Raw genomic sequence first — 26,619 nt, 5'->3', positions numbered from 1 at the left:
AAAAATCCAGCGGGCTATCAATTTACATTTCACGATGCTTAGATAAAAACTTCCATATCCTCCGTAATATACTGGCTATCTGTCCGATTTACATTACACAATACTTAGATAAAAACTACGTACTATCGATTTTCAGTAGATGGCAAGATTGTATTTACATTACACAATACTTAGATAAAAACCTTACACGATAGAAAACGGAAAAGTAATAAGTGAAGGATTTACATTACACAATACTTAGATAAAAACTTAGACCAAGAATTATTTATGCAAATTTTATAAAATTTACATTACACAATACTTAGATAAAAACAGCTCGACGTATTTGTCGCTTGCTGTAATGTAGAACGATTTACATTACACAATACTTAGATAAAAACAACCTATCCTTACCTAACCTAACCTGCGTCTCCCTCATTTACATTACACAATACTTAGATAAAAACGAATTTAAATGGCGTTGTGTATTCAGCAGAACTCCAATTTACATTACACAATACTTAGATAAAAACATGATTAACAGTAACGCTATTGTTACAAAAAGTTATTTACATTACACAATACTTAGATAAAAACAAAGAAGAGCGTGTGCAACATAAAGTAGGCGGGCAGATTTACATTACACAATACTTAGATAAAAACAGGTACCCTCTTAACTCTTACTCCCATCATACCTCAACATCCCAAATCTGTCGACCTCCTAGAAATTTATCTTTTTTGCATCTGTTTATTTTTTTCAGAATCTCGAAAACTATCCTAATCCCTTCTCCCCCTAAACAAAAACAAAATCTGTCGATGCCCCCTAGTTTTTACGCTACTGGAGGTCGACAGATTTTTTATCATGGTAAAAATGTTTCGCCCATCAAATAGAAGTCTACTTCGCGGGCGGCTTCTCTTCCTTCGTTAATCGCTGTTACAACGAGGCTTTGGCCGTATCTTGCGTCGCCACATGCGAAGACGCCTTCTACGTTGGTACGGTAAAAACCTTTTCTAGCATCGATTGTATGGCGGTTTGTTTTTGCTACTTGGAAATCTTCGAATACTGACTTGGTTGTTCCTGCAAATCCCACCGCAATAAGAACGATGTCTGCTTCCCAAATTTTCTCGGAATTCGGTACGGGTTTGATATTGCGCTCAGCGTCGATGTCGTCTACATCAATTGTGCGCAGGCCAGTTAGTTCACCGCGGCTATTTTTAATGAATTCGGTTGTGCTGACTAAGTATTGACGGGGATCATCGCCGTAAACTGCTCTGGCTTCGTTGTGCGCGTAGTCCATCTGGAATACTTTTGGAAATTGTGGCCATGGGTTTTTAATGGTACGGGCATCTGGGAGTTTATCGCGATGTCCGAATTGGTAGATGCTTTTGGCGCCTTGACGTAAGGCTGTTGCGACACAATCAGCTCCCGTGTCGCCACCGCCGATAACGATGACATTTTTGCCTTCTGCCGACATGGTTTGGACACCGTTATTGTCGAGAATATCTTTGATGCTTTGGGTTAAATAGTCCATCGCAAAATAAATTCCTTTGGCATCGCGACCTGGTAGTTGGACATCACGGGCATTGCCTGCGCCTGTTGCTAACACGACAGAATCGTATTCCGCTTGTAGTTGCTCCATCGTGATATCTTTGCCGGCTTCGATATTGGTAACGAATTCAACGCCTTCTTCGGCCATTAGGTTCACGCGACGATTGACGGAGTCTTTTTCCAGCTTCATGGTTGGGATACCATACATGAGTAGACCACCGATACGGTCACTTTTTTCAAAAACGGTAACGGTATGACCGGCTTTGTTTAGTTGATCGGCACACGCTAAGCCAGCTGGGCCGGAGCCGATGATGGCGATGCGCTTGTCTGTGCGTTTTAGCGGAGCTTGAGGTTTAATCCAGCCTTCTTCAAATGCGCGATCGATGATGGCTTTTTCGATAGATTTAATGCCAACTGCTGGTTCTGAAATGGCTACCGTACAGGAGCCTTCGCACGGTGCCGGACAGACACGACCTGTGAATTCTGGGAAATTGTTGGTTTTTAAAAGCAGGTCTAGTGCTTCTCGCCATTCGCCGCGATACACAGCGTCGTTCCATTCGGGAATTAGGTTGTGTAGTGGGCAACCGGAGACGCCGTTTTTAATTTCTTCACCTGTATGGCAAAATGGAACACCGCAGTCCATACAACGTGCCGCTTGTATTTGTAAATCGACTTCTGGCATCGGTAAACTATATTCATTCCAGTCACGCGTCCGTTTTTTAGGATCACGAACTGGACTTGGAATACGATCATATTCCATAAATCCTGTAGCTTTTCCCATGGTTGGTCAGCTCCTTTTTTTAAAGTTGAACAAGACGGTTCAATTTTCCATCCTTATGTTCATAAAACGCTTGTAATTCTGCGTCGTCATGTGTTTGGCCTTCGCCTTCAAGTTTTTCAATACGATTTAGCATGAGTTCAAATTCATTTGGAATCACGAAGACGAAGTTGCTACATTCGGTTTCCCAATTAGCTAAAATATTGCGGGCGAACTCACTGTTTGTATAGCGCACGTGTTTTTCAATCAGCTCGTGCAATTTCGCTTCTTCACGCGATGTCATAGAGCTTCGGCACGTCACGAGTTCTTGATTTACTTTTGCTTCAAATATGGTTTTGTTTGGGCTGTAGATATACGCCACACCGCCAGACATTCCTGCCGCAAAATTTTCTCCGGTTTCGCCTAGTACAACCACCGTTCCACCTGTCATGTATTCACAACCGTTATCGCCAATGCCTTCGACAACAACATCTGCGCCACTATTACGAACGGCAAAACGAGCCCCGGCTTTTCCGTGAATGTAAGCTTCTCCTCCTGTTGCACCGTACAACGTGACGTTTCCGACAATCGCCGAATCATGCGCTATGATTGGGGTTTGGGAGTCTGGGGAAACGATTAGCTTCCCGCCAGATAGTCCTTTTCCGAAGTAATCGTTGGCGTCACCTTCGACACGTAGCGTCATCCCTTTCGGAGCAAAAGCGCCAAAGCTCTGACCTGCTGCCCCCGCAAAAGTAAGGTCAATCGTGTCTTCTGGCAAACCTGCCGCGCCGTATTTCTTGCTAACATAGGAACCTGTAATCGTTCCAACCGCGCGATCAATATTGCGAATAGCAAACCGTCCGGTCACTTTCTCCCCACTTTCAATCGCAGGCGCCACAACAGCTTTCAACTCGCGCATATCCAATGTTTGGTCAATTTTATGATCTTGTTCTTTCGTACAGAACTGGACTTGTTTTTGGTAAAATTCATCCGTGTATAGCATATTAGAAAAATCAAGATGTTTCGCTTTCCAATGGGATTCTTTACGTTCATGTGTTTCCAAGTATTCTTTATGGCCAATAATTTCTTCCAAGCTTCGAAATCCAAGTTCAGCCATCGTTTCGCGCATTTCTGCCACGATAAAGTTGAAAAAATTCACGACATAATCGGCGGAACCACCGAATTTTTTACGAAGTTCAGGGTTTTGCGTTGCTACGCCAACTGGGCATGTATCCATATGGCAAACGCGCATCATCACGCAACCAAGCGTTACGAGTGGTGCTGTTGCAAAACCGTATTCTTCAGCGCCAAGCATTGCTGCAACAAGTACATCTTTTCCGGTCATCAATTTTCCGTCCGTTTCGACAACCACTTGATTTCGCAAACCGTTAAGCAACAATGTTTGATGTGTTTCAGCAAGACCAATTTCCCACGGAACGCCCGTGTGGCGAATACTGCTTCGCGCCGCAGCTCCCGTTCCACCTTCATATCCGCTTACTAAAATGACATCGGCAAAGCCTTTCGCAACCCCTGCTGCAATCGTGCCAATGCCCGTTTTTGATACGAGTTTGACATTGATTCGCGCGTCATGATTGGCATTTTTCAAGTCGAAAATTAGTTGGGATAAATCCTCGATGGAATAAATATCGTGATGCGGTGGTGGTGAGATGAGCCCTACGCCCGTCGTCGATCCACGCGTTTTTGAAATCCACGGATAGACTTTCTCGCCTGGCAAATGTCCACCTTCTCCTGGTTTTGCACCTTGTGCCATCTTGATTTGTAGCTCGTCCGCATTCACCAAATAATGGCTTGTTACACCGAAACGTCCTGATGCAACTTGCTTAATCGCGCTCCGACGCCAATCTCCGTTTGCATCCCGCTCAAACCGATCTGGATTTTCGCCACCTTCACCGCTGTTACTTTTGCCACCAATCCGGTTCATCGCAATCGCCAACGCCTCGTGCGCCTCTTGACTGATCGACCCGTAAGACATCGCCCCCGACTTAAACCGTTTGAAAATTTCTTCTGCGGGCTCTACTTCCTCAATCGGAATTGGCTTGCGCCCGTGGGAATTAAATGTTAACAGTCCCCGCAAAAAGGCGTTATTTTGGTTCTGCATCAAATCGGAATACAAATCATACGTTTCGCGGTTATTCTCGCGCGTCGCTGACTGCAAAGAGTGAATCGCAAGCGGATTAAACACATGGTATTCGCCGTTTGAACGCCATTGATACTCACCGCCAGTGTTTAGCGTGAATTCTTGGAAACCAATATCGTGAAATGCCTCACGGTGACGCAACCAAGACTCTTGCGCAATGACTTCCAATGGAATACCACCGAGTTGCGATGCCGTTCCTGGGAAGTAATCCGCAATCACATCATTCCCAATTCCAATTGCCTCGAAAATCTGCGCCCCGCGATAACTTTGCACCGTAGAAATACCCATTTTCGACATGACTTTTAAAATCCCGTCCGTAATTGCCTGAATATAGCGCGACTCCGCTTCATCTACCGTAAAGCCTTTAATTCGGCCATCTTTAATCAAATTCGCAAACACATCAATCGCCAAATATGGGAAAATCGCATCGGCACCATAACCAAGTAGCATCGCACAATGATGAACATCGCGCGCCTCCGCTGTTTTCACGATTAGACTAACCTTTGTTCGTGTTCCTTTTCGTACCAAATGATGATGCAATCCACTCGTGATTAACAGCGCCGGAATCCCGATAAACGCATCGTTCGTGCCATCATCCGTAATAACTAAAAGCTCAGCGCCAGCCTCAATTTTCGCATCCGCTTCTGCAAAAAGTGCTGCCAAAACTTCCGCCAAATTTTCCTTGTCCTCCGCTCTAAACAACGCATTAATAAACGCAGTCGGCTTCGCAAATTTTTTCTGCAACGCAATCGAAGCATACTGTTTCCGAGATAAAATCGGCGTTTCTAAACGAATTCGATTCGCATTCGTAGCTGTCGGGTTCAAAATATTGCCTTCATTACCAAGCAACGTCATCGTCGAAATAACCGATTCTTCACGAAGCCCATCGATTGGCGGATTTGTTACTTGCGCAAATAATTGTTTGAAATAGTTAAACAATAACTGCGGTCGGAAAGAAAGAACAGCTAGTGGTGCATCGTAACCCATCGCGCCAGTCGGGTCTTTTTTCTCCGTTACCATCGGAATCAAGATTTTGCTTAATTCATCCTGTGTGTACCCAAATGCCCGTTGCAGTTTGAAACAGTCCTTCTTATTTAACGAAATGTACTCCAACCGATCCTGATCTGTCAACGTCTCAATTTCCGTCATCTCTTGATCCAGCCATTCCCGGTATGGTTTTTCCGTCGTCAATTCCGATTTAATCACATCATCCGAAATAATCTCGCCTTTTTCCAAATCGATTAACAACATTGTTCCAGCTCCAACCGTCACTTTGCGAATCACTTCCTCCGATTCCACAGGTACAACACCCGTCTCCGAAGAATAAATAATTGTATGGTCTTTCGTCTCGTAATAGCGCGCTGGACGCAGCCCATTTCTATCCAAAATTGTCCCAATCACGCGACCATTCGTAAATGAAATCGATGTTGGTCCGTCCCAAGGCTCCATCAAAGCGCTATGATACTCATAAAATGCCCGTTTTGGGTCTGTCATCGCTGTATTTTTATCCCAAGGTTCAGGAATCAGCATCATCGCCGCATGTGGTAACGACCGTCCCGTCTGCACTAAAAACTCCAGCGCATTATCAAGCGTCGCCGAGTCGCTACCACTCTCATCCACAACTGGCAGTAACTTCGCCAAGTCTTGCCCAAACAAAGCCGATTCTGCCCGTTTTTCCCGCGCTTTCATCCAGTTCAAATTCCCGCGTTGCGTATTGATTTCGCCATTATGAATCAAATAACGATACGGATGTGCCCGTTCCCAGCTCGGAAACGTATTCGTACTAAAACGTGAATGCACTAGCGCGTAAGCCGACGTATATGCAGGGTCCGCCAAGTCCAAGTAATACTGATTAATCTGCTCCGGTGTCAACATCCCTTTAAAAATAACCGTCCGCGTCGACAAACTCGGCACATAAAACGTTTCCGTAATCCGCGCATCGCCTACCGCAAAACGTTCCACTTGTTTTCTAATAAGGTATAATTTCCGCTCAAACGCTTCCTCATCCAACGTCTCATCTTTCGCCACAAAGAGCTGATACACAGCTGGTTCCGTTTTTTGCGCGCCCAGACCAACCTTTGTCACATCCGTCGGCAACTTGCGCCATCCCAAGAATGTTTGCCCTTCTTGTTCAATAAAGCATTCCGTCGCTGCCTGCAAAATTTTGCGTTGTTCTTTGTTTTGCGGGAAATTAAACATTCCCACCGCATAATGATATTTTTCAGGTAATACAATATCGATTTTGGCACAAGCATTGCGGAAGAAATCATCTGAAATTTCAAGAAGAATTCCCGCACCATCTCCTGTATCACCGCCAACTTCCCCACCGCGATGCTTCAACTGACAAAGCATATGAATTCCTTGTTCGACAATTTTATGCGAAGAACGCCCTTTAATATTCGCCACGAAACCAATACCACAAGCGTCATGTTCATTTTTTGGATCATACAATCCATGTTTTTCAGGCATATGTGTCTGTTTCATCCTAATTCCTCCTCGGACCGCAAAACTCGTATTTTAAGATTTCAGATAATTTAAGTTATAATTATGTAGGTCACTTCTTTATTAGTACCCATTTTTTTCTAACTTATAACGTTTTGGTGTAATGTCTATTCTAATACTTTTCATTTATCGAAACAATATATATAATAGAATAAAACAATCTCGTTTTGAGATAGATTGGAGATGCGCTATGGAATTACGACAATTAAAATACTTTATTGAGGTCGCACGCACGGAGCATATGACACAGGCATCGGAAGAATTGCACGTCGCCCAATCTGCCGTCAGTAGACAGATAACGAAATTAGAAGAAGAGCTGGGAATCAAGCTGTTTGACCGCATCGGCCGCAATATGCAACTAACAACAGTAGGTGAGGATTTCTTAAAACAAGCCAAAATCGCACTTAATGAACTGCAAAAAGCGCAAGCCATTGTCGAAGAATATGCCGACCCAACGATTGGCGAGATTCGCGTTGGTTTGCCAAACTCCATTGCAACGAAAGTATTGCCAGCTGTCATCTCGGCGTTTCGCGAAAAATATCCACGAATTACGTATCAGTTTATGGAAGGTTCAAATCGTGATTTAAAGCAAATGTTGATTGCTGGCGATTTAGATGTGACGTTTTTGTCCCCTGTTCCTGAAGAAAATGAGGAAATTATGCCACATCGTTTTTTTGATGAGAAATTGAAGTTGATTGTGCCGAGCGGACATCGGTTAGCAAAGAGGCATTCAGTGGCGTTGAAAGACTTGGCTGAGGAGAAGTTTATTTTGTACCCGCAAGATTTCGATTTGTATCATTTGGTGGCGAAATCTGCGCGGAACAAGGGATTTTCACCGGAGATTATTTTTCAAAGTCGTGATTTTCATACGATTCAAGGGTTGGTTGGCGCTGGACTTGGCATTAGCATTTTGCCAGAGATGATTTTAGATGGCGCAATTTTTAAAGAGACGAGAAGCATTGCGTTGCTGGATCAGGAATTACGGCGCTCCGTTGGAATTATCACCACAAAAAAACGAAACATGTCGCCGTCGGAAACATTGTTTCGTGATTTTTTATTAGAGTATTTTGGGGAGAAATAAACTAATCCATTCTTCGTATTTCTTTTTCAATCACTTGACCCATTAGTTTAATATCATCCTCAATGCACGCTTGCATGTATAGCTCATGTGACCTTCCAATATTTAAATCATATCCAAAAAGACTAGCAACTTGACGAATAAATTCTCGACCCGCTCTACCATTTCCTTCTCTAAAGGGATGTGCGAAATTTATATCTAGAGACAGTTTGGCAAGTAAGTTTAGCCATTCATTACTAGCAGAACTTCGCCTTTTGTAGATAACTCTAAGTTGACTATCAAAATCAATAAATGCGTTAGGCAACGAATAAGATGGCAAAAAGTTAGTTACTCCCTTTGTCATTTCAACATTTCGAAGCTCCCCCGCCCATTCATAAATATCTTGGAAAATAATACGATGAATATCCAACAAATGGTTTGCATATCGTTCACTTTTAATTTCTTTATTTTTCAGGGAGAGCAATTTATCAGACACAACTTGGTGCTCTATAAAATCAAGTTGCTATTGATTCAAAATACCTAGCTTATTTCTCAATACACCGTTGTCCGAATCATAGTATTTCTTATCCTCTGGTGAGTTATACATGAATTTCTCCGTTTTGAACTTTTTTTTACCATCTCTGTCAGTGTTTATTTTTTTTCTCATGAAAATCTTTAAGTAGTTGCACAGACTCAGTGGTTGGTTCAAAACCCTCTATTTTTGCACTGTCTATAACTGTCTCATACGCATCATATTCTTTTTTATTTAACATCTCTACTCCATAAAGTTTCATACAAAACACCTCATTTCATATACTTTATTATTACCAAATAAAATAATACTAAACACCATCAAAGCTAGCTGGGTAACTGACAGTTCCCTTTGATAACCTATCAGCAATTCTATACACTAAAAAATTCTCATCAGGAACATCAAACGGCGCTTTAATCCCATTTGACTTGCTTTTTCAAACCCAAATAGAGAATAATATTCGGCGTGACCCAGCGCACTAATACAGCGGTATTCTGTTCTCTTCGCTTTGGAAATCCCAGCTTCGATCAACTGACTCCCGAATATCAATAGCTATCATTTCGACTTAATCTCCAAACTCGCAATAAACAACTCCAAGCCTTTCATCGCCGCCAGCACCATATCAGCTGTAATCACACCCGGCATCAAATGAATCGTCTCATCTGGCGCTGCCGCCCGTTCTGCGACGCGAACCAATGCTTCTTCTGATAACCCAGATAGCCCCATATCCTTCAAACTCGTTGGCAATCCAAGCTCTGTATAAAACGGAACTAATTTGGCAATTTCCTCTTTCCTGTTTTCCAACATTAATTGCACAAAAACGCCGTACGCGACTTTGTTCCCGTGCAGTAAATCGTGCGTCTCTGAAAGGACTGTCAACGCGTCATGAATCGAATGTGCACCCGAAGTTCGACCGTAATCATCGCCAAATCCTCCGACCATGCCGCCGACCATAATATTCGTCTCAACCACTTTTACGAACGCCTCACTCAGCGTTCCTTCACGCATGGACTGAAGCGCCGCAGCACTTGAATCCAACAAAATATCCCGACAAAGTTTTGCAGTATATAATGATATGTCAATCTCGACAGACCGTTCTTCGAGTTGCGAAATAATCACATCTGCTTCATACCATTTCGCAAGCGTGTCACCAATTCCGGCAATCATCAATTCCACTGGCGAATCTAAAATCACCTCAGGGTCAACTAAAACAAGCCCGTTACTCCGTGCAAAAATATCATATTGCAGCATCTCACCATTCGCGTCATACATCACGCTAAGCGGTGTCCAAGCCGCACACGTCGCAGCAAGCGTTGGCAAAATAACAACCGCGAGTTCCAAATGTACCGCAATTGCTTTCGCTAAATCCGCGACTTTTCCGCCACCAACACCAATAATCGCGTCCACATTCGCCGCCGTCGCAAGTTCTGCAATCCGGTCCCGCTCTTCAAACGAACATTCCCCACGATACGGCTCAAAAACGGTTACTACATCCGCTAGCTTAGGAAAAAAGCGTCTCGCCTTCTCCCACGAAACACCACCATGCACAACGAGGACACGCGTCACATTCCGTCGCCTCAAATGCCCTTCCAAGTCATTCCAAGCTCCAATTTTACATTCAAATTCCTGCGGCGCACCGCGAACAATCAAGTTTTTTTCCATGTGCCGTCCAGCCTCTCTTCCTAGTCTTTTGCAATTAGTAAATAATCATCTTTTTGCTGGAACCTAATAACGATTTCCGTACCAACACTTTCTTCAGACGAAATTTCAATCGTATGCCCCAGTTTCGCAGACATTTGCCGTGCAAGGTATAGCCCCATTCCTGTTGCCTTCTTCTCCTGCCGGCCAGTCCCACCAGTGAAGCCCTGTTCAAACACGCGCGGTAAATCCTCATCCTTAATTCCAATGCCATTATCACGAATATGTAACTCAATTTTGCTATTTTCCATACTCGACTCGCACCAAATCTTGATTTCGCCACCCTGATTCGTATATTTCAGCGCATTCGTCATCACTTGATCCAAAATAAAACCGAGCCACTTGCTATCACTGCGCACTTCCGCATCAAAATCCGCCAAATCAAGCTTCATTCGCTTCGAAATAAACAGCTTCGAATGCCGTTTCACACAATCTTTAATGACCGGACTAAGCGCCAACTCTTGAATAAAATAATCCTTCGCAAACGTGTCCAAACGCGAATAATAAAGCGCCTGCATCACAAGTCTATCAATCGATTCCAGTTCTTCTTCGACCTTTTTAAAAATAGTCGCTGGCTCATTCAAATCCGGATTATTAATCAGCATTTTACTAGCCACAATCGGCGTCTTCACCTCATGCACCCAGTACAAAATAAAATCATGATACTCCTGCTGCTTATCTTGCAATTTGGCAATCTCACGCTGTTCTTCCAAATGCTTTTTGCGCATTAATTCATTGAAGAACGCTTGCTCACTCGTTCGCGGTTTTGGTAATAACTCTAAGATATTCTCCTCGATTTCCCCGTCTACTAGCTCTTTCATCTCATTCCAATACGTGCGCTTAAACGAATAACCAAGAATCAAATAAGCCACCAAAAATAGCAACATAAACACATACAAATAAATAATATTACCCAGCGTCAACTGACTGTTCGGATCAACCGCCAACAAAACACCGATAAAAAACATCACAATCACAAAAAATAATAAGAAAAAGCGTTTATCGCGTACATATCTCCACCAAGTCATGCTAAACCCCCACCTCAATAAAACCAAATCGGCTAAAATCAAACAAGCTTTGGTCCGTTAATTTTAACTGCGGAATCACTGGCAACGTCAAAAATGAAAGCGTCAAAAATGGATCAAAACCTTGCGCTGTACTAATATTATGAAACGCATGATTTAAAAATTCCAATCGTTTCTGAATCCGTTCATATGGCTCCACACTCAAAAGTCCGGCAATTGGTAGCGCCAAATCAGCAACCACTTTGCCATCATGGACAACCGCAATACCACCACCTAGTTCCGTAATATGACGAATCGCAAGCATAATATCCGCATCCGATGAGCCAACTGCAACAATATTATGCGAATCATGTGCTACCGTCGTTGCAATCGCGCCATGCTGAATACCAAACCCCTTCACGATACCTACGCCGACACAACCAGTTCCTTTATGCCGTTCCACGACCACCATTTTTAACTGATCGTTCTCCGTCGAAATCTGAAACATCCCGTCGCGCGCGACAATCTGCTCCACCAAGTGTTCCGTAAACAAACTATTCGGCTGCATCCCAATAACATTCGCCTTCTCACTCGCCAATCGCAACTCCAAATCAGCCAGCGTCAATGTATGACGAATCGCAGGAGACACAAACGTCGCTTCCGTCTTCTCAAACCGAGGCTCCTCACGAATCCCGTCTACAACGACCACTTGTCCGCGCTTCATCACTTTCGTAATTGTAACCGTTTCTAAGTCTCGCAAAAATAAAATATCCGCCTGATAACCTGCAGCAACCGCACCAATTCGCGGCAATTTGTGACACGTCGCCGCATTAATCGTCGCCATCTGAATCGCCGTCACAGGATCAATCCCATTAGCAATTGCCAGCCGAACATTATAATTAATCGAGCCTTCCTCTAACAAATCATCAATCAACTTATCGTCCGTGCAAAAGCAAAAACGGTGACTATTTTTCGCCGTAACAGCAGGTAACGTTTGTAATAAATCACGACCTACCGTACCTTCACGTAGCATGACAAACATCCCGGCACGCAACCGATCCATCGCCTCATCCGCTGTCGTACTCTCATGATCCGTTCTAATACCGACCGCCAAATAGTTATTCAAATCTGCCTTGGAAAGCCCAGCACCATGCCCATCAATTCGCCCACCATGCTTTTCCGCGTCTACAATTTTTTGCAACATATCCGCGTGACCTGCCGCTACGGAAGGAAAATCCATGACTTCTGCCAGTCCAATGACTTTTTCATGTTGGTAAAGTGGGCGTAAATCACTCGCAGCCAGTCTCGCGCCATTATGTTCCAACCGCGTCGCGGGAACCGAAGAAGGTAGCATCACATACATATCAAGCGGTGATGTAGCCGCATCATCCAGCATAAACTCAATGCCTTTTGCACCTGCCACATTCGCAATCTCATGCGGGTCCGTCACAATCGTCGTCACACCATTTGGCAATAACACCCGCGCAAACTCAGAAGGCGGCACCATCGCACTCTCTACATGTACATGCGCATCAATAAAACCTGGCACGATAAACTGCCCATTCGCATCAATTATCTCCGTTGCCTCATTAAATTCACCAATTCCCACAATGTAACCACTCTTAATAGCAACGTCCCCATCATAAATCTCACCCGAAAACACATTCACGATTCGACCATTCTTAATCACAACATCCGCCGCAGTACGTAAATCACTCACCGCAACCCGCTCCTGTAACTGCTTTACCTTCCGCATTCCTTTACCTCCTTAAATCACTGAAATCCTTCGTCCATCAAATACGAATCCGCCGCTTCACGCGATGGGAAAATAGCTTCCAAATGATCATCCGCATAAATCGCCCACATCTTGTTCTCATAGCGCAAAATCAAGACCGTCCGATACGCATCACGAAACGCCTCCTCATAACCTTCCTCAAACTCATCCCCATCCGTACTCAAAAATGAAATGGAACCCGATAACAACTCCTTAAGCTCAGCTTCCGTTGCCTCTCGCACATTCACAAAGCCATTCTTATCCGCATCATCCAAAAACGGTGCATAAATAAACGCATTGCCGTTCGGATGCAAATGATTCACTGCAATTTTCTTCTCACGTACACTAGCAGGAAAATGATAATTAATACGCCCCATCGAAACGGGATGTGCCTCTAATTCTGTATACTGGTCAAAAATATTCTTTTTCTCTTCAAAGGAAAGCATTCCTTCGTCACATCCTTTTTCAATTTTTATGTTCATCGTTCTATTATACACTAAAATCACCAATTCAACGTATAAAAATAAAACAACGATTCCCAGTCAAAAACCCTGAAAATCATTGTTTTTCTGTCACTTATTAGAGACATGGTAAGCGATTAATTTCGGCAACCAGTCATGCAAATCTTGAAAAACAAAACCTGCTGCCCTCGCTTTTGAATTATCGAGATAGTACGTTTTTTCAATACCGAAAGGCGAATCATCATTGTCTTCGGTTACTTCTTCCACAAGCGCCGTCGTGCCTGTCGCCGTTTCTATTAATTGCATCAATGCATCCAAACGATACACCGAATCGCTCGCCGCATTCACTGGTCCAGTCAAATCCGACTTCGTACCAACCCACTCCAGAAATTCCGCCGCTTCATCCGAAGAAATAAAGCCAATTTCTGCTTCACCATTCGGCATCCCAATCTCCTCTTTTGCCAATACATGATTCACATGAAACTCCAAACGCCCAGTATAATCATCCGGACCTAACACAATCGGAAATCTTACTGCCACAACAGGAAATCCAGCCTTTTGGAAAAATACCGCTTCCGCCAAACGTTTGCCTTCCCCGTAATCAAAATCCTCACGAGACCCCGTCACAATCTCATAATAAAATGGATTAAAATCAGCCTCCACTAAAGCTCGGTCACGCGCACTATACACCGATAATGATGACGTATATACATACTTCCCAACCTTATCCTGAAAAGCCGCAATCGCGTACAACGCATCCTGTGGCGAAAAACAAATATTGTCATACACCACATCCCATTTTTCCTGAGCCAAGCAAAATAAGTGCTCACGCGACTCCCGATTCATCACAACCCGCTTTACCGAATCGCCAAAATCATCCGCCGTCTTTCCACGCGTTGCAATCGTCACATCATGCCCAGCTGTCACTAGTCGCGCCACTAATTTCTTACCAAAAAATCGCGTTCCTCCAAAAACTAGAATTTTCACACGAAGTCCCCCTTATTCAATCATGTAGCCTTGTCCTTTTTTAGTCTTAATAAAGTCCGCTAGACCAATCTCCGTCAACTTTTTGCGAATCCGAACCACGTTCACCGTCAATGTATTATCATCCACAAAGCTCTCGTCTTCCCAAAGCACGCGCATAATCTCATCCCGACTCACGATATGACCTTTTTGCTTCAATAGCTCATACAAAATCAAGAATTCATTTTTTGTAAGTTCGACTTTCTCATCTAAATAAGTCAGCGTGTTAGTATCAATATGCAAGAACACATTGTTGTGCTCCATCACATTCGGCTCTTCCAGTTCCACATACGAATACGTACGGCGAATCAACGCATTAATCCGCGCCATCAGCACATCCAAATCCACTGGCTTTTCAATGTAATAATCCGCGCCCATATTCATCCCCATAATCTGGTCCATCCGCGAATCACGCGACGACAAGAAAATAATCGGCACATTCGATACCTCACGAATCTGATTACACCAATAAAATCCATCAAAATAAGGCAGATTCACATCTAAGATCACCAATTGCGGCTCATTTTGCAAAAACTCATTTAAAATATTATTATAGTCCGCTACAACCGCAACCTCAAAACCCCATTTGGATAAATGTTTCTGAATCGTATCACGAATAACAATATCGTCCTCTACTATATATACTTTAACCATCGCCATACCTCCTTTGCCCTCAATATAATTGTACAGAAAATTGGACTAGCATTCAATGATTAATCGTCGCCTATTGAAACCATTCGCGTATAGGTGTCTACACAAACAAAATAATACGTAATAAAAAACAGCGTATAAATTGTTGTACTTACCATCATAGGGCCCGTCACACTGAAAAGCAAGTTCGTCGAAAAACCAATCATCGCCGCGATACTATGTGAAATCCCTAGAACAAGCGGAATCAAAAACACAGGGAAGACTTGCTTCGCCACTACTTTACGAATCTCCTGCTGACTCATACCAAGCTTTTGCAATATTTCAAAACGTGGCTTCTCATCCACAGCCTCCGTCACCTGCTTGAAATAAATAATACTTCCTGTCGCTGCAAAAAACACAATCCCCATAAACATCCCAATGTAAAGCAATACACCGACAAGTGTACTCATCATATGATAATTCGAATAAAAGCTCGATATATTCTCATTCCACCAAAATGTATCACCATCAAAAATCTTTAAAATTTTCTGATCCAATAATTCTGTATTATCTTCATTTGTGACCTGAAAAATATCAATGTGCTTCGGCAGCACCTTTTTAGCAATCGCGTGATACACATTATTATTCACTACTAGCACAGAGTCTACCGTATCCATATTAAAAACTGTATGATTATACACATCTGTAATTTTTACATGGTATATTTGATTCACATCTTTGAATTGCAAATCATAAGACCTTCCTATCCAATCATCCCGCCTTTTCGAGTTTTCAAACTCACCATCAGGACTCAAATAAACCGATTCGTTATTTGCTAAATGGCCAATTGGTTTCAAATTATGATTCAATTTCTGCGCCAATCGATTGTAATCCGATATCGACATTACCGAAAAAGAAGTCATCCGTCGATAAATATCTGCGAGTTCTTCCTTCGACTGATGGATTACTTTAGCCGTATAAACATCCGCCTGCTCGTGATAAATAAGAGAGTGTATCTTGCTCTCATCAATTGCCTTATAGATTTCCCTTCGCTCCGTTTGTGTCGTCCAAGTCGTTTGATAACTATTCGGATTCGACGCACCAGCAAAAGAAATAATATTGGTATATATAGAACTAAGCGCACCAATAGTCGTAAGCGTCGTCGCACTAAGCACCGCAATCATAGTGAGCGTCCCCGCCGTCTTCTTCAAACGATACCGCAACCACGTTACCGTTAAAATATTCGTTCCTCGATAAAAGAAGTTTTTCCGTTTAAACAATCGATATACCACGTACGGAAAGAAAAATCGTAGTAACAGCCAAGTACCTAAAATCACACTTAGCAAAATATACAACAACTCATAAAAAAACCAATCTTGGTTCCAAAAAGCTGATTCTTCCACAGGTTGCATCGCAAGAAAATACCCAGAACCAATAAATAACAGTCCTAAAATTGACATCATTAGCGAACCCTTCGGAGGATTCTTCTCACGAACATCCGCCTGAAATAGCTCCACCATACTATGCCTGAAAACAATCCAATAACCATTCAACGATGTCACCACTAAAATAATGCCAAACACAAGAAACGTCGAGACAACAGCAGAAAACGAAAGCGTAAATCCACTATGAATCGACAATCCCATAATCCGAAATAGCAACATCGAAAAAAATTTAGAAAAGAAAACTCCAATCAAAATCCCCGACACAACCGCAACCAGATGTAACATCACATTTTCGTAAAAAATGATGCGTCCAATCTGTTCTTTACGCAAACCGAGTAAAGCATACAAACCAAATTCTCGCTTCCGTCGCCGTGTAAAATAATTACTCGAATAAAAAACAAAGAAACCCACAAAGAAAATCAGCACAATCGCAGCAGCCATAAAGACACCCTGACCACCCAATTCCCATTTTTTGAAAATAATACCGATACTTCGATTATAAGCTAACGATACAAACGTAAAATAAATCAGCACACTCAAAACTAATGAACCTAAATACATCGCAAACTGACCAAAATTCTTCCGCATGTTCGTAAAAGCAATCTTAAATAGTGTCATCCAAGCCACCGCCTAACATCGCCAGCACATCTAAAATTTTCTGAAAAAACATTTTTCGCGTTGCTGTCCCACGATAAATTTCCGTAAAAATTTCGCCGTCCTTAATGAACAAAATCCGTTCACAAAAACTCGCCGCAAATGCATCATGTGTCACCATCATAATCGTCGCATGCCGTTCTTTTTGCGCCTGTACCAAACTTTCCAAAAGGTTCGTCGTGGCCTTCGAATCAAGCGCACCTGTTGGCTCATCCGCAAAAATCAATGCCGGATTTGTCACCATTGCCCGACTTACCGCCGTTCGTTGCTTTTGTCCACCAGAGACCTGGCTTGGAAATTTATTTGCCAATTCCAAAATCCCGAACTGCCGCATCACATCTTGTACCCGTTGCTCCACTTCCGCCGGTTTCACATTAGAAAGCGACAATGGCAACGCGATATTATCATAAATCGTCATCGTATCCAACAAATTATAATCCTGAAAAATAAACCCTAACTTATCCCGTCTAAAAACAGCCATTTCTTTCGCCCGCATCGTATCAAAGGCCTTCCCTTCAATCGCAATACTTCCCGAAGTCGCTTTATCAATCGTTGAGAGCACATTTAGTAGCGTAGATTTCCCTGCACCACTAGGTCCCATCACACCGACAAACTCTCCCTTATGTACTTCCAAGCTAACACTATTTAGCGCAGGGAACAGTGTACTTTTTGTACCATATACTTTTCTCACATTTTTTGCTTTTTAAAATCACACTCATCTCTTTACCTCCACGCCTATTCTTGCTATTAACTTATTGTACACCAAAAAAGTAGCAATGCCCACCTGACCTTAAGATGTAGATATAAAAAATAGTTGGGCCAGAACTCAGTGAATCAATGAATTCTAGTCCAACTACGCTATTATTTCATTTTCACATGAAGTGTCACGTCAACATTCCCACGTGTTGCCTTCGAGTACGGACACATCTCGTGCGCCAAATCAACTAACTTTTGCGCTTCATCAGGGCTTGCATCCGCAACTTCTGCCGTAATCGCGATACTTAACTTATAACCACCCAACGCATCATCCTCATTTATCGACACAGCTACCGTAATAGCCGCCTTCGCATCCGATTTCTCCTTACGAGCAACTGATTGAAACGCACTCCCGAAACAACCCGCATAACCTAAGGCAAAAAGTTCTTCCGGATTCGTCCCCGTTCCACCTTCTCCATGAAATGACTTCGGTCGACTTAATTTAAATGATAAATCCGTATCATTCGAACTCACCGTACCAGTTCGGCCACCAACACCCGTTGCACTTGTCGTAAACAATGTTTTCCCCATCAAAAACGACCTCCTTCACATACTTTCTAAGTTCCCTAAAAAGCAGCTAAAAAAACATCATTCATTCGTCTTATAACGATCCATACATTCCAAAAGCAACATTTCCAAATCGGCTAACGGTAAGTTCACATCAGCCGCAACGATATCCCAAGCCAATTCACGCTTGTCCTTAATCTTTGTATACACCAGCATCTTGCCTTGCGAGAAAAGCTTAAACTTCGGCGTCAAAATCTTCACTCCCGCCACATAATCCCAAGCTTGAAAATCCCCACGATATGCCATACCTTCCGTCGAAAGCTCCAACGTTGGTGACAAATTAAGCAATCGAAACAAAGGCCTCAATACAATAAAACCAATAAAAATAAGCAAAATCAGCTTCTCCGTACCGTTCACCGCTTTGATATGATCAAAAACCACATATAATAATATGCCAACTGCAATCCACAGCAAACTACTCGAAATAACTAGCGTATGATTCACCTTGAACTGTGCCTTTTCCCCATTTTCCATCTTATCTACAAAATTCTCTGACAATGCGCTAACCTCATTTTCTTAGATTTATCTTTATTGTACCCCGAAAAAACCAAGAAAGATAGAGGCAATATCGACAAATCCCTCCATTCTAAGGTACAATATAATACATTGGAAGGTGGTTAAAAAATGGCAATAGATAACTTTTACGAAACAAAAAATGGGCGGACTTCGTTCTTCGATGGCGGACTGTTCCAATTTATCGGGTGGACAATTCTAGGTATACTAGTGACTGTATTTACACTAGGCATCTGCTACCCTTGGGCGCTCACAATGATTTACGGTTGGAAAATCAATCACACGGTTATCGAAGGCCGACGCATGCGCTTTAGCGGCTCCGCATTCGGACTATTTGGTAATTGGATTAAATGGCTACTCCTAATTATCATTACGCTAGGCATCTATTCCTTCTGGGTTTTCATTAAACTAGAAGACTGGAAAGCCAAAAATACAAGCTTCGTCAATTAACTAGGAATGCCAACAAATCGGCGACAAACTCCCAAAATGCGGGTGCTTGTCGCCGATTTGCTGACAACTATTCTTTTATGAAAAAACCGGTTCTGTCAACGCTTGTAATAAAACGTCGGGGTTCGTGTCAATCAACTGCAACAAGCGAGATGCGGAACCATTTGGGTTATTCCGGCCACTTTCCCAAGCTTCTACTGTTTTTGTAGAAATGCCTAGTAACTCTGCAAAAGCGCTTTGTGTTAATTCAATCTTTTGACGAAAACCTTTGATTTCAGCTGCTGTATATTTTGGCAACTCGGTAATGACGATTTTTTTAGTGCGGGCTTTCTTTGTGTTGTTGGCGTGTGCAACAGCTTGTTTCAAACCGCGTTCCAGGGAATCAAATAGTTCGGACATGTTTACCACTCCTTATTCATATATAGTTGCTTTAGCTGGACGACAAACTTACCGAGATAGCGGAGTTCTTCATCGGTGAGATTATCCGCCTCTCGTTTATTGATCAGCGTAATCATCACAACGATATTATAGCTTTCAATATCCACATAAAAGATTCTAAACCCGCCACTCTTTCCGCTTTTAAAACGTATTGGTGCGTAACGCAACTTTCTGAGGCCATTCGCAAATTGTAGTACAGTGCCTTTCTTAGGGTCTGATAGTAGCAGCTGCTCGATATGGAAGTAATCTCTGCTTGTAAAACCGTATTTCTGCGCACTTCTATCAAATTCATCAACATAAATAAATTCTCTTGTTAGTTCGAACTTCATGCCTTTTCGCTCCTTTATTTTACCCTATTAAATAGGGTTTGTCAATCCCCCCAAAAATTTTGTCCCCCTGTACTACCATGTCAATATCCTTATGTTACATCTGGCATCTCTTACACCAAAAATCTGGCAAAACGGATACATAGGTTTTGTCAAAGGTCATCAAATCATACAACATTTTGTCGTAATAACCAAATGCATCTTCACGCCCTAAAGCATCATTCACGGCTTTCATTCGCCCTAGCGCATCATGTGCCATATCTTTTAACTCAGGAATAATATATCCTGTAATCTTGATTTGCCCAAATGCCGTTGCTAGAACAACTTGGTCTGACATCCAAACATCTTTTTCATGCTCTGCAATTAGTTTCGCAAGCGAGCCTTCGTCCATATCTTTCGGTGGATAATAGGTAAGTTTCCACTGGTCCTCCATCACATGCCTTGGAAAATCAGATAAACTAACACCCTCAACTTCCTTATCTTGAAAAAAACCCTCTAACTCTACCAACACATCTGCACCTTCATCACTTCCAAATGGAGATTGCTCATCCGAACAATCGAAATAAAAATCCGATTTAAAATGTGCTACAAAATGCGGATGACTCGTTTTACGGTCCAGACCAATTTCCTCATCATCAAAATACATGTTAATTGCCATTTCTGTTACCTCCTCATTTGTGATTTACTATACAAAGCTATTTTACCAAACCTAGCATCAAAAGTCCTCTCACATTGAAAAAAGCAGCAGATTATTGTAAGATGAAAACAGTTTTCAAAACGAAAAGAGGGGAACTTATGGTTAAGCTATTGCTTATCATTCCATTTTTATTTCTATTAGCCGGGATACCGTTTGCGAATAAGATTCATCCAATGGTTCTCGGTATGCCATTTAGCTTATTCTGGATTGCAGCAGGCATTCTGTTATCTACAGCCACACTCGCTGTCGTTTACCATTTTGATCATCAGAATAAGGGGGAAGAGCAATGATTGCACTAATTATTTTAACGGCCTTCTTCCTCCTCACGATTGCTATCGGTATTCGCGCTCGTCAAAAGCAAAAAATGAACCTTGAAAATTGGGCGGTTGGCGGTCGTAGTTTTAATACGGTTTTCGTTTTTTTACTAACCGCAGGAGAAGTGTATACGACGTTTTCTTTTCTTGGTGGTAGCGGCTGGGCTTATTCCAAAGGCATCTCAGCGGTTTATGTGATGGTTTACATCGCTTTGTCTTACGTCACGTCTTATTTCCTACTGCCACTTATTTGGAAATATGCGCACGAACATCGCCTTGTCTCTCAGTCCGATTTCTTTGCTAAAAAATATGATAGCAATCTACTCGGTGTCGTTGTTGCCCTCGTTGGCGTAATTGCCATTATCCCGATTGTCGTCATCCAACTAAAAGGTCTTGGCATCATCGTTTCGCTCACATCCTATGGTGCTATCCCGATGAAAACCGCCGTCGTTGTTGGAACAATTGCCATCATTATTTATTCCATCATCTCGGGAATTCGCGGGATTGCGTGGATTGCCGTTCTTAAAGACTTCATGATTTTAGCCGTCATTGTGTTCATGGGTATTTACATTCCGATTCATTATTATGGCGGAATTGGCCCGATGTTTGAGCAAATCGAAGCCGTCAAACCTGAACTACTCACATTTCCGCATACAACCTATACAGTGACTTGGTTTATTTCTACCGTCCTGTTCTATGTCCTTGGATTCTATATGTGGCCGCAAGTTTTTGCATCGACGTTCACTGCTAAAAATGCACGAACATTCCGGAAGAACGCGATTATAAGTCCAATTTATACATTAATGCTCTTATTTGTTATTTTTATCGGGCTTGCAGCAGTTTTACAAATTCCAGGATTAGAAGGTGATGAAAGCGATCTTGCGTTGTTGCAACTCGCAATTCAAACATTTGATCCGTGGTTCGTTGGTATTATTGGCGCCGCTGGAATGCTGACTGCTCTTGTTCCTGGCTCGATGCTACTCATGAGCGCTTCTACGTTGCTCACAAAAAACATCATTTACAGCTACAAACCAAACACACCCGATGCAAAGATTGCCCGCCTTTCAAAAATGTTACTACCAGTTCTCGCGATTATTTCTTGTCTCTTCGTTTTTCAAGGCGGAAATGCACTGGCAGCTATCTTACAAGTCGGTTACAGCTTGATTGTGCAACTTTGTCCTTCTTTATTTGCCAGTTTAATGAAACGCAATCCGGTAACCAAACAAGGTGCCTTAGCGGGAATTATCGTCGGTATTCTGATCACGATTTTCATTAGCAATTACAGCATGACTCTTGCAACCATTCTTCCTAACGTGCCAACAGCCATCAGCGATATCAACATCGGCTTCTTGCCACTAGCAGCCAATGTTATCGTAACGATACTCGTCAGTCTCCTCACACAAAAGAAACCTCGGACAGCGCTTTAAAAGCCATTGTCCGAGGTTTTTTTAGTCCATATTTATCGTTGTATTGCGCTTGGTCAAACGAAGTATCATGTAATACACAATCCCAACCATAAGCCACGAAATACCGATAATTTTTGCCAAAATGTCTAAGTTAATCATGACATACAAAATAATTAAAAAGCCAATGATTGGCACGACAAGATGGAGTAAATAGTTTTTCGATTTCATTTTGATGATGTAGTGATAGACAACGGAAACGTGAATCACTAGAAACGCTGTCAACGCCCCGCAGTTTACGATGGAAGAAAGAATTCCGATATCATTAACAAAAACCAAACCAACTACAAGTGATACGATACCAACCATCAATGTACTTAAGTATGGTGTTTGGTATCGCGGATGCACTTTTGCGAGGAACTTCGGTAAGTTCTGGTCACGCGCCATTCCGAATAAAATCCGTGAAATAGCGGCTTGAGCAGCGAGCGCATTGGCAAAGCCCCAAGAAAGAATCGTTGCGATAATCGTCGTATTTTTCAAGAATGGACCGCCAGCTTCACCTGCAATTTGGTAAAAAGCCGTGTCAATATTGTCAAAATTGAGATAATCAGGATGAATCAACGCCGCAATATACGTCTGAATGATAAACAAGAATCCAACCAACATAAGCGCCCACAAAATCGCTTTTCCGACCGTCTTATTCCCGCCTTTCGTTTCCTCAGCAAGCGTACTAATTCCGTCAAAACCTAGGAAACTAAGTACAGCCACAGAAACCGCAGTCATCACGAATGGCAAGTTGAAATCAGCAGCATTATAAATCGGCTTGATTGTCACGCCGTCACCAGCACCATTCGAAATCGCAACAACACCAACCGCTATAAAAATGGCCAGCACAATCAATTCGCCAACAAGAAACACGATATTCGCACGTGCCGTGAATGCAATCCCACGAATATTAATCCAACTATTCACCAAAATAAAGATGACAAGCCAAATCCAAACTGGCACATCAGGCACAATCGCTTTTAACGAGTTGGCTGATACAACATAAAGTAGCGCTGGCACAAAGATATAGTCCAGCAAAATCATCCAACCAGCTAAGAATCCAACTGTTTTATTAATCCCTCGCTGAGCATAAGCATATACTGAGCCCGCGATTGGGAAAGCACGCGACATCGAGCCATAACTGAGCGCCGTAAATAACATCGCAATCATACCAATCATGTATGTAAGTACAATCATCCCTTTCGATGCTGTTACTACTTCTCCGTAAATCCCAAACGGGGCAATTGGTACCATAAAGATAAGTCCATATATAATTAAATCTTTTAAAGTTAATGTTCTTTTTAATTCTTGCTTGTAGCCAAACGACTCCAAACTACCTTTTTCTGGTTGTGTCATATTAGTTCAGCTCCTCTGTGCTCCATTTTGTAAGATAGGTAAGTGGTAATTCCATTCGTGCGGTCTTATTCGGATCAACAATTTGACATACTCGCAAATTTCCTGCCAGTGACAGTAAATGAATCGCTTCCCCTTTCGTCAATTCCGTGTAACTCTCCACAAAGTGAACCATTTGCTTCGTTGCCATGATATTTGCCGCGTCAATCGTTTTTGCAGAGGCAATCGTACTTAACTTACCGTCGCGCAATAAGAACGGTGTCGGCCAATCTTTATTTTTGAAAACTTTAATAGTAACCGTTATGTCACAAGGTACTTCAGCGCCACAAACAGAAACTTCGCCGTCTCCCATTGCTGCATGGCAATCGCCCATCGCAAGTAGCGCACCAGCCACATTTACTGGCAGAAATAAAGTCGTTCCCTCGCCGATTTCCTTACAGTCCATATTCCCACCGTGCGCATCCGGCGTTCCACAAGAAACTGCCTCTCCCGCAGGCGCCGTGCCAATGACACCAATCATTTTATTTAGCGGCAAGTTTATGTTTTCTGAAAATTTGACAACTCCATTTTCAATTGAGAGACGACGAATCGTATTTTCTGTCAACTCATCACCCATAACACCAGAGTCAGGCCCAGTAAATAATGTCGCAGTATCACCAATCTCTAGTTTCTCAATCGTTACGGCTAAAATATCACCAACCTCTGCGCCTTCCACATAAACTGGCCCTGTTGCAGGATTAATACGATTCCAGTCCAACTTCTCAAAAGCATCGTGCGCATCTGTAAGCTGGTCTTCAAAGCAATCGTACGCCTCAAAAACTAAGCGGTCTCCGTCTTTTGCTGTTGCAACGGGACTATTGTTTTTGTCCATCGCGTAGATTGGTGAGCCTTTTCTTATTATTTGTACCATGATGTTTCACCCTTTCTGTTTTATTGCATTTATCTTATAGCTAAATCGGGCGTTTGTCAATGCAAATTTTAGACAATTTCGAATGATGACACTAAATAAAAACTAGGCATAGACTCACATTCTCCGTAGCACATACGAAAACCCTGCCAAAGAATCTGTCAATATATAAAAAAAAGCGCTACATAAAAATGCATAGCGTTATATGTTTATCGTCTATCTTATCAACTAATCCAAAATTATCTCCGCCTGCTTCTTCCAATCAAAAACAATCGCATATGGGTTACTTCGATTGAACTTCCTCATCGCTCGATTTAACATTACCTCAGGATGATGGAGACACGTTATATATTTCGTATTTTGTTCAAAATTTCGTCCCGTCTTATCCAAAGCAATAATAGCAATATACGTATGCATACCAGAGTTTGTCGACAGCAAGCACAATTGAAATCCGTTCACTTGTTCCTTGAATTGAAGTTCCCTCATCCCGATTCCTCCTTGCCATTTCATACATATCTCCGCATTTCTACTTTTCACAACATAAAAGGCTAGAACACGAGAAAATTTCAGATTCCTCATGCCCATCCTTTCATAACCTGATTTCTCAGTTTGTTATCACTCTATCGTATTTAATTGCTTTTGTAAATTCACTTTAAAGGTCTCAACCATATCAAAAACCATCACAAAGTCAAAATCACTCATATTATAATGGCAAACAAAATCACCGTCTCGCTCCCGAATCATGAGCGAAGCACGAACCGTATCACCAACCGCATCTTTATTCGTCGCACCACCGTAGAAAACCCAATGCGTTGCAGTTGGTGGATTATCTGCTTTTTGTGTCAAGTCCGCCCTTACAATTGAAACAATGTTTTCTTGTAGCGCATCATCCAGATCCCCCTCCACATAACCATACCAAATCGTGCGGTAAAACCTTGCCTCAGATTCATGTGTTTCATCGAATAATTTTTTCATTGGTTGATTCCTCCTTGGTTTTGTTATCCGTTTTCATTATAGCATATTAGGTCGTCAAATGATTATATAGCCATAATGAAAGAAATTGCCAAACTACTAATCAAAGATGTCTATTTAAAAGCGAGTAACTATCCACCCGTGTGAACGGGTGGCTTTTTATTAGCCCTAGAAGGGCTCAATACTCGCTTGGCCCCTAAAGGGACCCTTCCTAAGTGACCGCCAACCGCTTCTATGCTGCTGATGTTGACAAATTTTTATGTTTTGAATGGGTCCATGTATTCTCATTTGCTTATACTAGCCTTAATCCAGTCCTCTGCTTCTTGTTCTCTTATATACTTTTGGATTGTTTTTTGATTCAGTCCCACAGTAGATACATAATAGCCCTTAGACCAGAATGTGCGATTGCCATAATTGTATTTTAAATTGGCATGACGCTCATGGATTAGTATAGCGCTACGCCCCTTCAAAAAGCCCATAAAGCTCGAAACACTTGTTTTAGGCGGTATTCCGTACGAGCATATGAATATGATCTGGCATGGCATGAGCTTCAATGATTTCTACATCTTTCATTTCGCATAATTTTCTTAAAATCGCCCCAATATCTTTTCGAAGTTGACCATAGATAATTTTTCGTCGATATTTTGGAGTGAACACA

25 protein-coding genes, 1 pseudogene and 1 CRISPR repeat array are annotated in these 26,619 nt (G+C 42.3%); of the genes and pseudogenes, 4 read left to right on the top strand and 22 right to left on the bottom strand.

Features of this window, described 5'->3' with window-relative positions:
* Positions 1-20: 20 nt before the first annotated feature.
* Positions 21-642: direct repeats of the CRISPR family, unit length 30 nt; unit sequence ATTTACATTACACAATACTTAGATAAAAAC.
* A gap of 197 nt (positions 643-839) precedes the next feature.
* Both PRIP_RS01760 and gltB read right to left on the bottom strand, forming a co-directional pair.
* Positions 840-2,309, bottom strand: a complete 1,470-nt coding sequence (locus tag PRIP_RS01760; protein WP_036099118.1) for a glutamate synthase subunit beta — start codon at positions 2,307-2,309, stop codon at positions 840-842.
* Positions 2,310-2,328: 19 nt separating this feature from the next.
* Positions 2,329-6,927, bottom strand: coding sequence for a glutamate synthase large subunit (gene gltB, locus PRIP_RS01755; protein ID WP_036099117.1), 4,599 nt, complete (start codon positions 6,925-6,927; stop codon positions 2,329-2,331).
* 208 nt (positions 6,928-7,135) lie between these two features.
* Here gltB and gltC point away from each other — a divergent pair, with 208 nt between their 5' ends.
* Positions 7,136-8,026 (top strand): glutamate biosynthesis transcriptional regulator GltC, encoded by an 891-nt coding sequence (gene gltC / locus PRIP_RS01750; RefSeq protein WP_036099116.1) that lies wholly within the window; start codon positions 7,136-7,138, stop codon positions 8,024-8,026.
* 1 nt (position 8,027) lies between these two features.
* Here gltC and PRIP_RS01745 read toward each other — a convergent pair whose 3' ends face one another.
* The 12 genes from PRIP_RS01745 to PRIP_RS01695 form a co-directional block, all read right to left on the bottom strand.
* On the bottom strand, positions 8,028-8,498 hold the full coding sequence (locus tag PRIP_RS01745; RefSeq protein ID WP_036099115.1) for a Fic/DOC family protein: 471 nt from the start codon (positions 8,496-8,498) through the stop codon (positions 8,028-8,030).
* Between the two features lie 148 nt (positions 8,499-8,646).
* Positions 8,647-8,796 carry a hypothetical protein gene (locus tag PRIP_RS17085; protein ID WP_159101508.1) on the bottom strand — a complete coding sequence of 50 codons (150 nt, stop codon included), beginning with the start codon at positions 8,794-8,796 and terminating at the stop codon, positions 8,647-8,649.
* 293 nt (positions 8,797-9,089) lie between these two features.
* A complete protein-coding gene (locus tag PRIP_RS01740; RefSeq protein ID WP_036099114.1) occupies positions 9,090-10,196 on the bottom strand; it encodes an iron-containing alcohol dehydrogenase family protein in 1,107 nt (368 codons plus the stop codon).
* Positions 10,197-10,216: 20 nt separating this feature from the next.
* The gene (locus PRIP_RS01735; RefSeq protein WP_036099113.1) at positions 10,217-11,260 is read right to left on the bottom strand and encodes a sensor histidine kinase; all 1,044 of its coding nucleotides are present in this window, start codon (positions 11,258-11,260) and stop codon (positions 10,217-10,219) included.
* A 1-nt stretch (position 11,261) separates the two neighbouring features.
* Positions 11,262-12,992, bottom strand: coding sequence for an adenine deaminase (gene ade, locus PRIP_RS01730; protein WP_036099112.1), 1,731 nt, complete (start codon positions 12,990-12,992; stop codon positions 11,262-11,264).
* Positions 12,993-13,009: 17 nt separating this feature from the next.
* Positions 13,010-13,456, bottom strand: a complete 447-nt coding sequence (locus tag PRIP_RS01725; RefSeq protein ID WP_036083559.1) for a hypothetical protein — start codon at positions 13,454-13,456, stop codon at positions 13,010-13,012.
* Between the two features lie 126 nt (positions 13,457-13,582).
* Positions 13,583-14,458 carry an NAD-dependent epimerase/dehydratase family protein gene (locus PRIP_RS01720; RefSeq protein ID WP_036099111.1) on the bottom strand — a complete coding sequence of 292 codons (876 nt, stop codon included), beginning with the start codon at positions 14,456-14,458 and terminating at the stop codon, positions 13,583-13,585.
* 12 nt (positions 14,459-14,470) lie between these two features.
* Positions 14,471-15,148, bottom strand: coding sequence for a response regulator transcription factor (locus tag PRIP_RS01715; RefSeq protein ID WP_036099110.1), 678 nt, complete (start codon positions 15,146-15,148; stop codon positions 14,471-14,473).
* A gap of 59 nt (positions 15,149-15,207) precedes the next feature.
* On the bottom strand, positions 15,208-17,187 hold the full coding sequence (locus PRIP_RS01710) for an ABC transporter permease (protein ID WP_036099109.1): 1,980 nt from the start codon (positions 17,185-17,187) through the stop codon (positions 15,208-15,210).
* A complete protein-coding gene (locus tag PRIP_RS01705) occupies positions 17,174-17,914 on the bottom strand; it encodes an ABC transporter ATP-binding protein (RefSeq protein ID WP_036099108.1) in 741 nt (246 codons plus the stop codon). The genes PRIP_RS01710 and PRIP_RS01705 overlap by 14 nt, the downstream gene beginning before the upstream one ends.
* Positions 17,915-18,084: 170 nt before the next feature.
* On the bottom strand, positions 18,085-18,510 hold the full coding sequence (locus PRIP_RS01700; RefSeq protein WP_036099107.1) for an Ohr family peroxiredoxin: 426 nt from the start codon (positions 18,508-18,510) through the stop codon (positions 18,085-18,087).
* Positions 18,511-18,567: 57 nt separating this feature from the next.
* Positions 18,568-19,020 carry a hypothetical protein gene (locus tag PRIP_RS01695; protein ID WP_420912105.1) on the bottom strand — a complete coding sequence of 151 codons (453 nt, stop codon included), beginning with the start codon at positions 19,018-19,020 and terminating at the stop codon, positions 18,568-18,570.
* A 150-nt stretch (positions 19,021-19,170) separates the two neighbouring features.
* Between PRIP_RS01695 and PRIP_RS01690 the strand changes: the two genes are divergently transcribed.
* A complete protein-coding gene (locus PRIP_RS01690) occupies positions 19,171-19,509 on the top strand; it encodes a DUF898 family protein (RefSeq protein WP_036099106.1) in 339 nt (112 codons plus the stop codon).
* A gap of 75 nt (positions 19,510-19,584) precedes the next feature.
* Here PRIP_RS01690 and PRIP_RS01685 read toward each other — a convergent pair whose 3' ends face one another.
* From PRIP_RS01685 to PRIP_RS01675, 3 genes are all read right to left on the bottom strand, one after another.
* Positions 19,585-19,905, bottom strand: a complete 321-nt coding sequence (locus tag PRIP_RS01685; RefSeq protein WP_036099105.1) for a helix-turn-helix domain-containing protein — start codon at positions 19,903-19,905, stop codon at positions 19,585-19,587.
* A gap of 2 nt (positions 19,906-19,907) precedes the next feature.
* Entirely contained in the window at positions 19,908-20,273 is a 366-nt protein-coding gene (locus tag PRIP_RS01680; protein ID WP_036099104.1) for a hypothetical protein, read from the bottom strand.
* 94 nt (positions 20,274-20,367) lie between these two features.
* Complete coding sequence (locus PRIP_RS01675; RefSeq protein ID WP_036099103.1) at positions 20,368-20,928, bottom strand: hypothetical protein; 561 nt, start codon at positions 20,926-20,928, stop codon at positions 20,368-20,370.
* 137 nt (positions 20,929-21,065) lie between these two features.
* On the opposite strand from PRIP_RS01675, the gene PRIP_RS01670 reads away from it, so the two are divergent.
* Together PRIP_RS01670 and PRIP_RS01665 are read left to right on the top strand one after the other, a co-directional pair.
* Positions 21,066-21,257: a DUF3311 domain-containing protein gene (locus PRIP_RS01670; RefSeq protein WP_036099154.1), complete on the top strand. Its 192-nt coding sequence runs from the start codon at positions 21,066-21,068 to the stop codon at positions 21,255-21,257.
* Complete coding sequence (locus PRIP_RS01665) at positions 21,254-22,708, top strand: sodium:solute symporter family protein (protein WP_036099102.1); 1,455 nt, start codon at positions 21,254-21,256, stop codon at positions 22,706-22,708. The genes PRIP_RS01670 and PRIP_RS01665 overlap by 4 nt, the downstream gene beginning before the upstream one ends.
* Before the next feature lie 21 nt (positions 22,709-22,729).
* Here PRIP_RS01665 and PRIP_RS01660 read toward each other — a convergent pair whose 3' ends face one another.
* From PRIP_RS01660 to tnpA, 5 genes and pseudogenes are all read right to left on the bottom strand, one after another.
* Complete coding sequence (locus tag PRIP_RS01660; RefSeq protein WP_036099101.1) at positions 22,730-24,085, bottom strand: APC family permease; 1,356 nt, start codon at positions 24,083-24,085, stop codon at positions 22,730-22,732.
* 1 nt (position 24,086) lies between these two features.
* Positions 24,087-24,992 (bottom strand): acetamidase/formamidase family protein, encoded by a 906-nt coding sequence (locus PRIP_RS01655; protein ID WP_036099100.1) that lies wholly within the window; start codon positions 24,990-24,992, stop codon positions 24,087-24,089.
* A 225-nt stretch (positions 24,993-25,217) separates the two neighbouring features.
* Entirely contained in the window at positions 25,218-25,475 is a 258-nt protein-coding gene (locus tag PRIP_RS01650; protein ID WP_036099099.1) for a hypothetical protein, read from the bottom strand.
* Positions 25,476-25,604: 129 nt separating this feature from the next.
* Positions 25,605-25,964, bottom strand: a complete 360-nt coding sequence (locus PRIP_RS01645; RefSeq protein ID WP_036099098.1) for a hypothetical protein — start codon at positions 25,962-25,964, stop codon at positions 25,605-25,607.
* 281 nt (positions 25,965-26,245) lie between these two features.
* Positions 26,246-26,618: pseudogene (gene tnpA, locus PRIP_RS01640) on the bottom strand (IS200/IS605 family transposase).
* Between the last annotated feature and the right edge of the window lies 1 nt (position 26,619).

Origin of the sequence: Paenilisteria riparia FSL S10-1204 (genome assembly GCF_000525995.1) — a bacterium.
Taxonomy (GTDB): Bacteria; Bacillota; Bacilli; order Lactobacillales; family Listeriaceae; genus Listeria_A; species Listeria_A riparia.
Note: the sequence above shows the minus strand (reverse complement) of the source record. Positions and strands in the feature narration are given on the sequence as shown.